Origin of the sequence: Pseudomonas sp. P867 (genome assembly GCF_019891455.1) — a bacterium.
Classification (GTDB): domain Bacteria; phylum Pseudomonadota; class Gammaproteobacteria; order Pseudomonadales; family Pseudomonadaceae; genus Aquipseudomonas; species Aquipseudomonas synxantha_A.
The window spans coordinates 49,437-63,505 of the sequence record NZ_JAFLXB010000007.1; the positions used below are offsets into that span (position 1 = coordinate 49,437).

Genomic DNA, 14,069 nt, shown 5'->3' on the forward strand with positions numbered 1-14,069 from the left:
AATCCCTGTCGAATTCCGGCCAGCGTGGTTTGACGGGGCGCCTAAGATCAAGATCAAAAGCAGATCAAGAGCGGCTCGCTTCGCATCGTGGTTACGTTGGCTGCTATCAAGTTGTGCAACGGGTCGGCCTACATCGCACCGGACGTTAATTGACACTTTTCAGATAATTAACCGGCCACTGGTTAAATAAATAATGGCGTCATGATTAAGACATTTTCTGTCAACTATTCCGAATGGAAAGAAGGGGTGTCACTGTGAGAGATTTCGGCCGCAACACGTAACACTCTCACATAACTGATTATCAACAGGTGACTTATATGTCTTCCATAGAAAGCCTTCCAATCGGCGGTACATGGACCCAGTCCGAATTGCGTGGCACAGACCAGCGCGAACGCCTGGAGGCCAGGCGCGGCGAGCCTTCAGTGCTGGTCGGTGGGGCAGGCGGCGACCAACTGGTGGGGCGTCAGGGGGCCAATACATTCAAATATGAAAAAAGCACCGACTCCCTCAGCGATGATCCGGACACGATCCTGAATTTCAATCCGAAAGAAGATGAGATCGATGTGTCCCTGATGTTAAAGGACCACGCTATATCAGCAATCAATATTCAACCAGGCCCGCCTGTGGAGGTGGGCGATGTGCAACTGAGCCACGCGTTCGGCGTGAGTACATTGACTATCAAAGTCAATGCCGAAGGGCCGAACTTTTCCGTACGCGTTGATGGTGTAAATCTGTTGCCGCAGCATATTAATTTCTTCCATTCGGATTAAGCCTACGGGTTCTCCAGGTCATGCCCCAGCGACTGGATAAACAGTGAAAACAACTCGGGCTGTGACGAGATATCGAGCTTGGCGTAAAGGTGCCTGCGGTGCACTTTGACCGTGTCCGGCGAGATCTTGAGGCGTTCGGCCATGGCCTTGGAGGAAAAACCCCGCAACACCAGGCGAGCGATTTCCAGCTCGCGGTCCGACAGTACACCACTGCCGAAATGACTCAGCGCGTCCCGAATCTGGCTGTCTATTGCCGGTGCTCGCTGAGTGCTTTGCTGCCAGTGCTGCTGCATCAATGGCAGCACCCAAGCAGCCAGTGTGGTCAACAGCCCGGTTTCCTCAAAGCTGAAGCGTCGCTGCATGCCCAGGGACAGTGAAAGCGTGCCGGTACCGGGCAATTGCAGGATCAACTGCACTTCGTCTTCCAGCACGTTGTCGTGGAAGTAGTTGAGGAAGTACTCACTCTGGCGAAAATGGTCCGGCGCCACTTCCTCCAGGCGGTACACGCCGCTGGCATAGTTCTCGCGGCACGCCTGGTAGAACGGGTCGAGCAGGTACAGACCGTTGAGGTACACCAGCATCGACGCCGGTTTGCTGCTGGGCTGGGCGTCGTACTCCTCAAGGGCCTGGGGCGGGCCGTCCAGCGGGTAGAAAATCGCCAGGGCGTTATCGAAGGGCAGGCATTGGTGCAATAACAGCACCAATTGTTTCCAGAACCGTTCGCTGCCGATTTGTGACAGGGTGCGCCCCAATCCCGCGTGCATGCCGATTTCCCGGAACAGGCTCATATCACTGGCTCCCCTCAAAAGATCGGCCAAGGGTTCGGCTTTTAGCCGGTACCGTCAAGGGGAGTACGCCAATAGGGGAATTGGCCTACCGGCCCGCCAGCCGATAACGTCGTCACTATTCAACGGGAAGCATATCCCGCACACACACATCATTTTTCGTTTCTGCCTCACACCAAAAACAACGACAGAGGATAACGATATGACCGCTACCCCCACGCCCGATGGCGTGCTCAAGCCCACCTTGAGCGTCTTTGATGTAGTGGCTATCACCGTTTCTGCGGTGACGCCGGCCAGTTCCGTATTTGTGATCGCCCCGTTCGCCATTCAGCAAGCGGGCAGCGGTGTGTTCCTGGCGTTTGTGATGGCCGGGCTGCTGGCGTTGATGTTCGCCTTCTGTTACGCCGAACTCGGACGCGCCCATAACAGTGCCGGTGGCGAGTATGTGTATGCCAAGCGCGTGTTTGGTGGCATGGCCGGCTACGCCACGTTCCTGACAGTGCTGGTGATGTTGCTGTTTATTCCGCCGGTATTGGCGACTGGTGCGGCGACTTATCTGAATAATGCCCTGGGTACGAACTTCGACTCCCAAACTGTCGCCCTGGTGATCGTGGTGTGCAGCTACGCCCTGGGCATTCTCAATATCAAGCTCAATGCCTGGATTACCGGCACCTGCCTGCTGTTGGAAGTGGCAGCGTTGCTGGTGATTGTGGTGATCGGCTTCGGCAACCCGGTGCAGCCGGCCAGCGTATTGTTCCAGCCGCAGATCGTCGAAAACGGCGTGTTGCACCTCGCGCCCTGGGCCCTGGTGATCGGTGCCGTCGGTATTGGCCTGTTCTCATTCAATGGCTACGGCCCGGCGGTGTTGCTGGCCGAAGACATGAAATGCGGCGGCAAGGGGGTACACAAGGCGGTGCTGTGGTCCCTGGGGTTGGTGGTGGTGATCGAACTGGTGCCAATCACCGCACTCTTGATCGGCGCGCCGTCCCTGAGTGAGATGATCAGCAGCCCCGACCCCATTGGCTATCTGTTGACCAGTCACGGTAATGAAACCCTGTCGCGGTTGGTCAGTGCCGGGATTTTCCTATCGGTGTTCAACGCAATTGTGGCCATTGTCATCCAGATCGGCCGGGTGGTGTTCAGCAGCGGACGCGATGCACTGTGGACGCCGAGTATCAACAAGCTGTTCACGCGGATTCATCCGCGCTGGGATTCGCCGTGGCTGGCTACGTTGTTCCTGGCGATTCCTTCGGCGCTGTTGAGTTTCAGCTCGAACCTGGCGGATCTGACGTCGTTCAGCGTGTTGCTGATCATGCTGGTGTACCTGGTGGTGGCGCTGAGCGCGCTGATGAGCCGGGTGCTGCTGCGTGATCGCGAACATCCCTATCGCATGCCATTGTGGCCGTTGCCGGCCGTGCTGGCGGTGCTCGGCGCGGGGTATCTGTTAGTGACCTTGATCCTTGAGGCGTCGATGCGCGACATCATGGTCATTATCGGCTTGCTGGCGCTGTCGGTGATTTTGTATTGCATCAGTGGCCGGTCGAGTCCGGTCTTTCAGAAATTGTAAGGAGTGGGTATGCGCGCACGTCAATTGGGTATCACGCTGGGGCTGGGCACGCCTGGCGAATTGAATGCCATCACCGATGTTCCCGGGGTTCGCGTCGGTCACACCACGCTCAAGACGCGTGTCGACGGCAAGCAGGTGCGTACCGGCGTGACGGTGGTCCAGCCACGCGCCGGTGAGGCCCGGCATCAACCCTGTTTTGCCGGGTACCACGTGCTGAACGGCAATGGTGATGCCACCGGCCTTGAGTGGATCAACGAGGCCGGATTGTTGACCACGCCGATGGCCATCACCAACACCCACAGCGTCGGGATCGTGCGTGACACCTTGATCGCCCTGGAGCGCGAACGCCTGCAAGACCCCGCGGTGTACTGGTGCATGCCGGTGGTCATGGAAACCTATGACGGCCTGCTCAACGATATCTGGGGCCAGCATGTGCAACCTGAGCATGTGCGCCAGGCACTCGACCATGCCGAAACCGGCCCGGTGCAGGAAGGCGCCGTGGGCGGCGGCACCGGGATGATCTGCCATGAGTTCAAGGGCGGCATCGGCAGCGCATCCCGGCGCTTGTCGGCGGAGCAGGGCGGCTGGACCGTCGGCGTATTGGTGCAGGCCAACCATGGCAAGCGCCAGGAGCTGCGGGTCGATGGCTACCCGGTGGGCCGACATTTGATGGACATCACTTCGCCCTTTGCCGAGCAGGGCACGCCCGGCATGGGGTCCATCGTGGTGATTATCGCCACCGACGCGCCGTTGCTGCCCCATCAGTGCCAACGCCTGGCGCAGCGGGCGTCCATCGGTATCGCACGCACCGGTGGCGGCACCGAGGATTCCAGCGGTGACTTGTTTCTGGCCTTTGCCACCGGTAATCAGGATTTGCCGCAGGCGGACTACGGGCGCAAGGACCTGCCGCTGCGTACCGCGTTGCATATGGTCAATAACGATCATATTTCTCCACTGTTCAGCGCGGCGGCGGAGGCAGTGGAAGAAGCAATCATCAACGCGATGCTGGCAGGGGAAGACATGACCACACAGGCGGGTGTCCAGGTGCCTGGCCTGGCCGGCGAGACCCTCTTGGCAGCATTGCACAAGTGTGGCTGGAGTGTGCCCCGGCAATAGGGGACACTGCACTTTAATAGTGCAAGTAGTGGCTATTTAATGCCGCTAATGACACCGTGACAATATATTGGATCCATTACTCAAGTGCGCCGCTCAACTTGGAGCGGCTTTACTGCTATTTAATATTTAAATAATGCGGCGCTCGAATTCGGCGGGTAAAAGCAAGCGTTCCCAGTAAACACTGCGTGGGACTTCCTCAAGTTGAACCTGTGTCACATTTTTGCTGTGGAAATAGATGTAGACGAAAGATTTCAAGTTGTGTCAGTTTTCTTACGCCTTCAAAAGAGGTGAGTGATAGGACTATCCTCGCCCGCGAGGTTCCTATCGAACAAAGACTGATGCACTTGCAAACAAGGAAGTACGTTTATGTCAAAAGTAAAAGACAAAGCTATTGTATCTGCCGCGCAAGCCAGCACTGCTTACTCGCAAATCGATAGCTTCAGCCATTTGTATGACCGTGGCGGTAACCTCACAGTCAATGGCAAACCGTCCTACACCGTGGACCAGGCAGCGACCCAGCTGCTGCGGGATGGCGCCGCGTATCGGGACTTTGATGGCAACGGCAAGATCGATCTGACCTACACCTTCCTCACCTCGGCTACCCAGAGCACCATGAACAAACATGGCATCTCAGGGTTCAGCCAGTTCAACGCCCAGCAGAAAGCACAGGCCGCACTGGCCATGCAATCCTGGTCGGATGTCGCCAACGTGACCTTTACCGAAAAGGCTTCCGGCGGTGACGGTCACATGACCTTCGGCAACTACAGCAGCGGCCAGGACGGCGCCGCGGCCTTCGCTTACCTGCCCGGCACCGGTGCGGGCTACGATGGCACCTCGTGGTACCTGACCAACAACAGCTACACGCCGAACAAGACTCCGGACCTGAACAACTATGGTCGGCAGACCCTGACCCACGAAATCGGCCACACCCTGGGCCTGGCTCACCCTGGCGACTACAACGCCGGGAACGGCAACCCGACCTATAACGACGCGACCTATGGACAGGACACGCGTGGCTATAGCCTCATGAGTTACTGGAGCGAGAGCAACACCAACCAGAACTTCAGCAAAGGTGGCGTCGAGGCTTACGCTTCCGGCCCGCTGATCGACGACATCGCCGCGATCCAGAAGCTCTACGGTGCCAACCTCAACACCCGCGCCGGCGACACCACCTACGGGTTCAACTCCAACACCGGGCGTGATTTCCTCAGCGCCACATCCAACGCCGACAAGCTGGTGTTCTCGGTGTGGGACGGTGGCGGCAACGACACCCTGGACTTCTCTGGCTTCACTCAAAACCAGAAGATCAACCTCACTGCCACCTCGTTCTCCGATGTTGGCGGCCTGGTCGGCAACGTGTCGATCGCCAAGGGCGTCACCATCGAGAACGCATTCGGCGGTTCGGGCAACGACCTGATCATTGGTAACCAAGTCGCCAACACCATCAAGGGCGGGGCCGGCAACGACCTCATCTACGGCGGCGGCGGTGCGGACCAACTGTGGGGCGGGGCCGGCAGCGATACCTTCGTGTACGGTGCCAGTTCCGATTCCAAGCCAGGGGCTGCGGACAAGATCTTTGACTTCACCTCCGGTTCCGACAAGATCGATCTGTCGGGCATCACCAAGGGGGCGGGCTTGAGCTTCGTCAATGCGTTCACCGGCCATGCCGGCGATGCTGTGCTGAGCTATGCCTCGGGTACTAACCTGGGCACCTTGGCCGTGGACTTCTCCGGGCACGGCGTGGCGGATTTCCTCGTCACCACCGTTGGCCAGGCAGCCGTCAGCGACATCGTGGCCTGATGCACGGCGCGGCGCCTCGGCGCCGCGCTCCAGGATGGAGCTTTATATGCCACGTTTTTCTCATTTGATCGCCTGTGCTTCGCAGGTGTTGTTCGTTTTGGCAGGAGCCCACGCAATGGCTAGCAGTCTTGTATTACCGACCTCCGCCCAGTTGGCGGGGCATTGGCAATTGAAGCAGCAGGACCAGGTATGCGCGCTGGATTTATTGGAACAGGCCAATGCCCTGGGAGGCGATATCGCTTGTGTGGAGCAATGGCTGGGCGACAAGCCACAGACGTGGTCGCCAACGCCGGACGGCATTTGGCTGTTTAACGCCGAAGGCTCAGGGATCACGCATTTGAATCGCCAGAAAGAAGGCGAATATCAAGCCCGCACTAAAACCGGGCAAGTTGTCGAGCTGAAACGAATGCCTTAGTTAAAAGTTATAAGCATATAACTCGATTTAGCAGTTGGCCGTGCGCTTCCTCGGCAGGGCGACTATTACGTGCAGTGCGCTCCAGGAAGATAAAACAATATGGCGAAGTCCCAAGGGGTCGCGCCCTTATTCAGGGCGCTGGGTGAATACAAGAGTATTTTGATCAGCGTTGGCTGTTTCACGGCATTGATTAACCTGCTGATGCTGGTGCCGTCGATTTACATGTTGCAAGTGTATGACCGTGTGTTGTCCTCCCAGAATGAAACCACCCTGGTGATGTTGACGCTGATGGTCGTGGGCTTCTTTGCGTTTATTGGCCTGCTTGAAGTTATCCGCAGCTTTATCGTGATTCGAATTGGCAGCCAGTTGGAGCGGCGTTTCAATCTGCGCGTGTACAAGGCCGCATTCGAACGCAACCTGCAACGCGGCCAGGGTCATGCTGGGCAATCACTGGGCGACCTGACCGCGTTGCGTCAATTCATCACCGGGCCTGCGCTGTTCGCGTTCTTTGATGCGCCATGGTTCCCGATCTATCTGTTCGTGATTTTCCTCTTCAACGTGTGGCTCGGCGTGCTGGCCACGGCTGGCGCGGTATTGTTGATTGCCCTGGCTTGCCTGAATGAATACCTGACCAAAAAACCATTGGGCGAGGCGGGTGTGTTTTCCCAGCAGTCGACCCAGTTGGCCACCAGCCACCTGCACAACGCCGAGACGATCCAGGCGATGGGTATGCTCGGTGCGTTGCGCAAACGCTGGTTCGACGTGCATTCGCAGTTTTTGGGCTTCCAGAACACCGCCAGCGATACCGGGTCGGTCATTACCTCTCTGAGCAAATCCCTGCGCCTGTGCCTGCAATCTTTGGTATTGGGGCTGGGCGCCTACCTGGTGATCAAGGGCCAGATGACCGCCGGGATGATGATCGCAGGCTCCATCCTGATGGGCCGCGTACTCAGCCCCATCGACCAGCTGATCGCGGTGTGGAAGCAATGGAGTTCGGCCAAGCTGGCTTACCAGCGCCTTGATGGGCTGCTGCGTGAATTCCCGCCAGAGGGCGAGCAAATGGCCTTGCCGGCGCCCAAGGGCCAGGTCAGTTTCGAACAGGTCAGTGCTGGTCCACCGGGGCGGCACATGGCGACCTTGCATCAAGTCAGCTTCAACCTGGCGGCCGGTGAAGTGCTGGGCGTGCTGGGCGCGTCGGGCTCCGGCAAGTCCACCCTGGCCCGCGTGCTGGTGGGCGTGTGGCCGACCCTGGCCGGCACCGTGCGGCTGGACGGCGCGGACATTCACCGTTGGGACCGCGACGACCTCGGCCCGCACATCGGCTATTTGCCCCAGGACATCGAGCTGTTCAGCGGCAGCATCGCCGACAACATCGCACGCTTTCGCGAGGCCGACCCGGAGCTGGTGGTCCAGGCCGCGCAACAGGCCGGTGTGCATGAGCTGATCCTGCGCCTGCCCCAAGGCTACGACACGGTGCTGGGCGATAACGGCGGCGGCCTGTCCGGTGGCCAGAAACAACGCGTGGCCCTGGCCCGCGCCCTGTACGGCGGGCCGCGCCTGATTGTGCTGGATGAGCCCAACTCCAACCTAGATACGGTCGGCGAAGCGGCGTTGGCCAGCGCCATTGTGCAGATGAAAGCCCAAGGCAGCAGCGTCGTGCTGGTGACGCATCGCTCCTCGGCATTGGCCCAGGCCGACAAATTGCTGGTGCTCGGCGAAGGCCATCTGCAAGCGTTCGGGCCCAGCCAGGAAGTGCTGCGGGCGTTGTCCGGGCAACAGCAGGAAGCGCCGAAAGAGAAAACCGGTGTCAGTTTCAGTCGTCAGTACCCGGCCGCAAGGAACCCAGGCGCATGAGCAGTATTACGGTAGAACCTCGTTTCAAAGAGCGCGATGCCCGCTTCTTCGTGCGCATGGGCTGGCTGATGACGGTCGTCGGTGCCGGTGGTTTTTTCCTTTGGGCCAGCCTGGCACCGTTGGATCAGGGCATCCCGGTGCAAGGCACCGTGGTGGTGTCGGGCAAGCGCAAGGCCGTGCAAACCTTCAGCCCCGGTGTGGTCAGCCGCATCCTGGTCAAGGAGGGCGAACTGGTCAAGCAGGGCCAGCCGCTGTTTCGTCTCGACCAGACCCAGAACCAGGCCGACGTACAATCCCTGCAAGCGCAGTACCGCATGGCCTGGGCCAGTGTGGCGCGTTGGCAGAGCGAGCGCGACAATCTGCCGAGCATTACCTTTCCCACCGAGCTGAGCGCCAACCCTGATCCAGCCCTGGCGTTGGTGCTGGAAGGCCAGCGCCAGCTGTTCAGCAGCCGCCGCGACGCCTTCGCCCGTGAACAAGCCGGGATTCGCGCCAGCATCGAAGGCGCTACCTCACAGTTGAGCGGTATGCGCCGTGCCCGCAGTGACTTGACCGCCCAGGCCCAATCCCTGCGCGCGCAACTGAGCAATCTGCAACCCTTGGCCGACAACGGCTACATCCCGCGCAACCGGCTGATGGACTACCAGCGCCAGTTGTCTCAGGTGCAGCAGGACCTGGCGCAAAACGCCGGTGAAAGCGGCCGGATAGAGCAGGGCATTGTCGAGTCGCGGCTCAAATTGCAGCAGCACAGCGAGGAGTATCAAAAAGAGGTGCGCAGCCAATTGGCCGACGCGCAATTGCGCAGCCTGACCCTGGAGCAGCAACTCACGTCTGCGGGGTTCAACCTGCAACACAGCGAAATCAACGCGCCGGCCGATGGCATCGCCGTCAACCTCAGCGTGCACACCGAAGGCGCCGTGGTGCGCGCCGGGGAAACCCTGTTGGAAATCGTGCCCCAGGGCACGCGCCTGGAAGTCGAAGGGCATCTACCGGTGCATCTGGTGGACAAGGTCGGCACGCACTTGCCCGTCGACATCCTCTTCACCGCCTTCAACCAGAGCCGCACGCCACGGGTACCGGGCGAAGTCAGCCTGATTTCCGCCGACCAGATGCTCGATGAAAAAACAGGCGCCCCGTATTACGTGCTGCGCACCAGCGTCAGCGACGCGGCGATGGAAAAACTCCACGGTTTGGTGATCAAGCCCGGTATGCCTGCCGAGATGTTCGTGCGTACCGGCGAGCGGTCATTGCTCAATTACCTGTTCAAGCCGCTGCTGGATCGCGCCGGCTCCGCGTTGACTGAGGAATGAGCATGAAGCCAGTGTTCATTTCGCTATTGCTGGTATGTGGCAGTGCCCAGGCCGCCATGGGCCCGTTCGATGTTTATGAGCAGGCGCTGCGCAACGATCCGGTGTTCCTCGGCGCGATCAAGGAGCGCGACGCCGGCCTGGAAAACCGCACCATCGGCCGCGCCGGGCTGCTGCCGAGGCTGTCCTACAACTACAACAAGGGCCGCAACAACTCCGAGGCGCATCTGCCCGACGGGCGCGGCGGCAGCTATAGAGACGACCGCAACTACAACAGCTACGGCTCCACCTTCAGCCTGCAACAACCGTTGTTCGATTACGAAGCCTATGCCAACTACCGCAAGGGCGTGGCCCAGGCGCTGTTTGCCGATGAAAGCTTTCGCGACAAGAGCCAGGCGCTGCTGGTGCGGGTGTTGAGCTATTACACCCAGGCGCTGTTTGCCCAGAATCAGATCGACATCGCCCGGGCAAAGAAAAAGGCCTTCGAGCAGCAATTCCAGCAGAACGAGCACTTGTTCAAGGCAGGTGAGGGCACGCGCACCGACATCCTTGAAGCCGAGTCGCGCTACGAGCTGGCCACTGCCGAAGAGATCCAGGCCCTGGATGAGCAGGACGCGTCACTCAGGGAGCTGGGCGCGTTGATCGGCGTGCAAAGCGTCAACATCAACGACCTGGCGCCGCTGAACCAGAGCTTTGCCGCGTTCACCCTGACCCCGGCCAACTACGACACCTGGCATGAACTGGCGCTCACCAACAACCCGGTACTGGCTTCACAGCGCCAGTCGCTGGAAGTGGCGCGCTATGAAGTGGAACGCAATCGTGCCGGGCATTTGCCGCGAATCACCGCGTATGCCACGTCGCGCAAACAGGAGTCCGACAGCGGCAACACCTACAACCAGCGCTACGACACCAACACTATTGGCGTCGAAGTGAGCATGCCGCTGTATGCCGGTGGCGGCATTTCGGCCTCCACCCGCCAGGCCAGCCGCGCAATGGAGCAGGCCGAGTACGAGCTGGAAGGCAAGACCCGCGAAACCCTGATCGAGCTGCGCCGCCAGTTCAGTGCGTGTCTGTCGGGCGTGAGCAAGCTGCGTGCCTACCAGAAAGCCTTGGTATCCGCCGAGGCGCTGGTGGTGTCGACCAAGCAGAGCATCCTTGGTGGCGAGCGGGTCAACCTTGATGCGCTGAATGCCGAGCAGCAGCTCTACAGCACTCGCCGCGACCTGGCCCAGGCGCGGTACGACTACCTGATGGCCTGGACCAAATTGCACTACTACGCGGGCAACTTGCGCGACACCGACCTGGCCAAGGTAGACGAGGCCTTCGGCCCGGATAAAAACCTGTAGGAGTTCGCTCCTATAAGGGGAATAACAATAATCAGGAGTGTGCAGATGATCACTGATTCACCGCGTTTCAAACCCTTCACCGCAGGTTCATTGCTGTTGTTGTCCGTTGCGGCACAGGCGCAATACACCGAGACCGGCCAAGCGGGTAACCCGGCCAGTTGGCGTTCGGCCGAATACCAAAGCGATTGGGGCCTGGGCCGTATGAAGGCCGATGAAGCCTACGCCGCCGGGATCAGCGGCCAAGGCGTGAAAATCGGCGCGCTGGACTCGGGCTTCGATGCCAATCACCCCGAAGCCTCCAAAGACCGCTTTCATGCGGTGACCGCCACCGGCACCTATGTCGACGGCAGCGCGTTCAGCACCACGGGCGCGCTCAACCCCAACAACGATTCCCACGGTACTCATGTCACCGGCACCATGGGCGCCGCCCGCGACGGCGTGGGCATGCACGGCGTGGCGTACAACGCGCAAGTCTATGTGGGCAACACCAACGCCAACGACAGCTTCCTGTTCGGCCCGACGCCAGACCCCAAGTACTTCAAGACGGTATACACCGCGATGGTGGATTCCGGCGTGCGCGCCATCAACAACAGTTGGGGCAGCCAGCCCAAGGATGTCAGCTACCAGACCCTCGGTGACCTGCACGCCGCCTATGCCCAGCACTACAACCGTGGCACCTGGCTGGACGCCGCGGCGGATGTGGCCAAGGCCGGGGTGATCAACGTGTTCAGCGCCGGCAACAGCGGCTATGCCAATGCCAGCGTGCGCTCGGCCTTGCCGTATTTTCAGCCGGAACTGGAAGGCCACTGGCTGGCGGTGTCGGGGCTGGATAAGGCTAATAACCAGAAATACAACAAGTGCGGTATCGCCAAATACTGGTGCATTTCCACGCCCGGCGCGCTGATCAACAGCACTATTCCCGACGGTGGTTATGGGGTCAAATCCGGCACCTCGATGTCGGCACCCCATGCCACCGGGGCGTTGGCGCTGGTGATGGAGCGCTATCCCTATATGACCAACGAGCAAGCGTTGCAGGTGTTGCTGACCACTGCCACGCAGCTTGACGGTTCGATCACCCAGGCGCCCAACGCAATCGTCGGTTGGGGCGTGCCGGACCTCGGCAGGGCGATGCACGGCCCGGGTCAACTGCTGGGAGCCATGGATGTGAACCTGGCAGCCGGGCAGGGTGATGTGTGGAGCAACGGTATCTCCGACCAGGCCTTGCTTGCGCGCCAGGCCGAGGACCGCGCCGAGCACAGCGCCTGGCAGCAAACCCTGATCGACAAGGGCTGGCAGAACGGCGTGAGCGCCACCGCCAGCCAGCAGGACCAGACCGACTACGCCATCGGCAACGCCCGCGACCAGGCAGCGGCGAACCGTGTGTATGAAGGCAGCCTGATCAAATCTGGCGCCGGCAGCCTGGTCCTCAGCGGTGACAGCACCTATCGGGGCGCGACTATCGTCAATGGCGGCCTGCTCGCGGTGAACGGTTCGCTGACCTCGGCAGTCACCGTGAATGACAGCGGCACCCTTGGCGGTTCCGGGCGTATCGCCGCGTTGTCGGTAAACAACGGCGGCCGCGTGGCACCGGGCAATTCCGTGGGCACCTTGCAGGTAGCGGGAGATGTGAACCTCGGCGCGGGCTCGACCTATGCAGTGGAACTGACGCCCACCAGCAGCGACCGTATTGTCGCGGGCGGCAAGGCGGTCCTGGGCGGCGGCACCGTCACCTTGGCGCTGGAAAACAGCCCCACGTTACTCAGTCAAAGTCAGGTCCAAAGCCTGATTGGCCGGCAATACTCGATCCTTGAGGCCGCGGGCGGCATCCAGGGCCAGTTTGGCCAAGTGCTACCCAACTACCTGTTCCTCGGTGGCACCCTCGACTATGCCGCCAACGCTGTGCAACTGAACGTGGGGCGCAACGACGCGAGTTTTGCCAGCGTCGCCGCCACCCGTAACCAGCGCAACGTGGCGGCGGCTGCCGAGCAATTGGGCGCCAGCAACCCGGTGTATGAAAGCCTGTTGCAGTCGCAGTCAGTCGCCACCGCCCAGCAGGGTTTGCAGCAACTGTCCGGTGAAATCTACCCCGCCGTCGGCGCGATGCTGATCAACGACAGCCTGCAACTGCGCAATGCCGTGGGCGAGCGCCTGCGCCACGTACCAGTGAGCGGCGAAAGCAACCTGTGGTTCAAGGCGCTCGGTGCCTGGGGCAAGAGTGACAGCCGCAGCGAAACGGCCGGTTCGACCACCTCCATCGGCGGCCTGCTGGCGGGCGTGGATGGCGCACTGGATGAGCAGACCCGCGTGGGTGTGGTCGCCGGTTACAGCGACAGCTCCTTGAATATGGGCAGCGGCACGCACTCATCGGCATCCATCGACAGCTACCACTTCGGCGCGTATGCCGGGCGCGAGCTGGGCGACTGGCGCTTGAGTGTCGGCGGTGCCTACAGCTGGCATCGCGGGGATGTGAAGCGCGACCTGCAATGGGGTGATGTCAGCGGCAAGCAAAAAACCAAGCTGGATGCGACCACAGCGCAAGTCTTCACCGAAGCAGCGTACCGCATCCGCCTGCAAGCGGTGGCCTTGGAACCGTTCGCCAACCTGGCCTATGTGCACCTGAACAGCGAGTCGTTCCACGAAAAAGGCGATGCCGCCGCCCTGGAACGCGGCAGTGACCGCCGCGATGCGGTGCTCAGCACCCTTGGCGTACGGGCATTGAAAACCCTGGCCCTCAATGACCACCAGCAACTGGAACTCTCCGGTTCGTTGGGCTGGCAACACAGCCTCACCGCCGTGGAATCCGAAGAGCACTTCGCGTTTGTCGCAGGCGGGCCTTCATTCGCCGTGCGCAGTGCGCCGTTGCTGCGTGACGCTGCTTTGGTGGGGCTGCAAGCCAGCCTGGCGCTGAATGCCGCGACGCGGGTCAACCTGGATTACAACGGCCAGTTGGGTGGCCGCGCGAAAACCCAGGGTGTGGGTTTGAGCCTGAACTGGCAGTTCTGAAGACACCGCGAACAAAAAATGTGGGAGCAGGCAAGCCAGCGCCCACATTGAATCGGCGGTGTTCTGGAGAAAGTGATTTACACACGTGCAATAAGAAAACTAAGGA

The 14,069-nt window shown here is 60.4% G+C and carries 10 protein-coding genes; 9 read left to right on the forward strand and 1 reads right to left on the reverse strand.

The features are described 5' to 3' along the window. Window positions 1-317 precede the first annotated feature (317 nt). Window positions 318-770 carry a M10 family metallopeptidase C-terminal domain-containing protein gene (locus J1G33_RS14465; RefSeq protein ID WP_032875250.1) on the forward strand — a complete coding sequence of 151 codons (453 nt, stop codon included), beginning with the start codon at window positions 318-320 and terminating at the stop codon, window positions 768-770. A 2-nt stretch (window positions 771-772) separates the two neighbouring features. Here the strand turns inward: J1G33_RS14465 and J1G33_RS14470 are convergent, their stop codons facing one another. Next, entirely contained in the window at window positions 773-1,558 is a 786-nt protein-coding gene (locus J1G33_RS14470) for a LuxR C-terminal-related transcriptional regulator (RefSeq protein ID WP_223018271.1), read from the reverse strand. Between the two features lie 199 nt (window positions 1,559-1,757). On the opposite strand from J1G33_RS14470, the gene J1G33_RS14475 reads away from it, so the two are divergent. From J1G33_RS14475 to J1G33_RS14510, 8 genes are all read left to right on the forward strand, one after another. Next, a complete protein-coding gene (locus J1G33_RS14475) occupies window positions 1,758-3,122 on the forward strand; it encodes an APC family permease (protein ID WP_223018272.1) in 1,365 nt (454 codons plus the stop codon). 9 nt (window positions 3,123-3,131) lie between these two features. Then, the gene (locus J1G33_RS14480; RefSeq protein ID WP_148853203.1) at window positions 3,132-4,238 is read left to right on the forward strand and encodes a P1 family peptidase; all 1,107 of its coding nucleotides are present in this window, start codon (window positions 3,132-3,134) and stop codon (window positions 4,236-4,238) included. 366 nt (window positions 4,239-4,604) lie between these two features. After that, entirely contained in the window at window positions 4,605-6,038 is a 1,434-nt protein-coding gene (locus tag J1G33_RS14485) for a serralysin family metalloprotease (RefSeq protein ID WP_005788454.1), read from the forward strand. A gap of 46 nt (window positions 6,039-6,084) precedes the next feature. Further along, on the forward strand, window positions 6,085-6,453 hold the full coding sequence (locus tag J1G33_RS14490) for an AprI/Inh family metalloprotease inhibitor (RefSeq protein WP_032875255.1): 369 nt from the start codon (window positions 6,085-6,087) through the stop codon (window positions 6,451-6,453). Window positions 6,454-6,552: 99 nt separating this feature from the next. Beyond that, on the forward strand, window positions 6,553-8,307 hold the full coding sequence (locus tag J1G33_RS14495) for a type I secretion system permease/ATPase (protein ID WP_223018273.1): 1,755 nt from the start codon (window positions 6,553-6,555) through the stop codon (window positions 8,305-8,307). Then, entirely contained in the window at window positions 8,304-9,617 is a 1,314-nt protein-coding gene (locus J1G33_RS14500; protein ID WP_005788451.1) for an HlyD family type I secretion periplasmic adaptor subunit, read from the forward strand. The genes J1G33_RS14495 and J1G33_RS14500 overlap by 4 nt, the downstream gene beginning before the upstream one ends. Window positions 9,618-9,619: 2 nt before the next feature. Next, window positions 9,620-10,960, forward strand: a complete 1,341-nt coding sequence (locus J1G33_RS14505; protein ID WP_223018274.1) for a TolC family outer membrane protein — start codon at window positions 9,620-9,622, stop codon at window positions 10,958-10,960. Window positions 10,961-11,005: 45 nt separating this feature from the next. Further along, window positions 11,006-13,963, forward strand: coding sequence for an autotransporter serine protease (locus J1G33_RS14510; RefSeq protein ID WP_223018275.1), 2,958 nt, complete (start codon window positions 11,006-11,008; stop codon window positions 13,961-13,963). Window positions 13,964-14,069 lie beyond the last annotated feature (106 nt).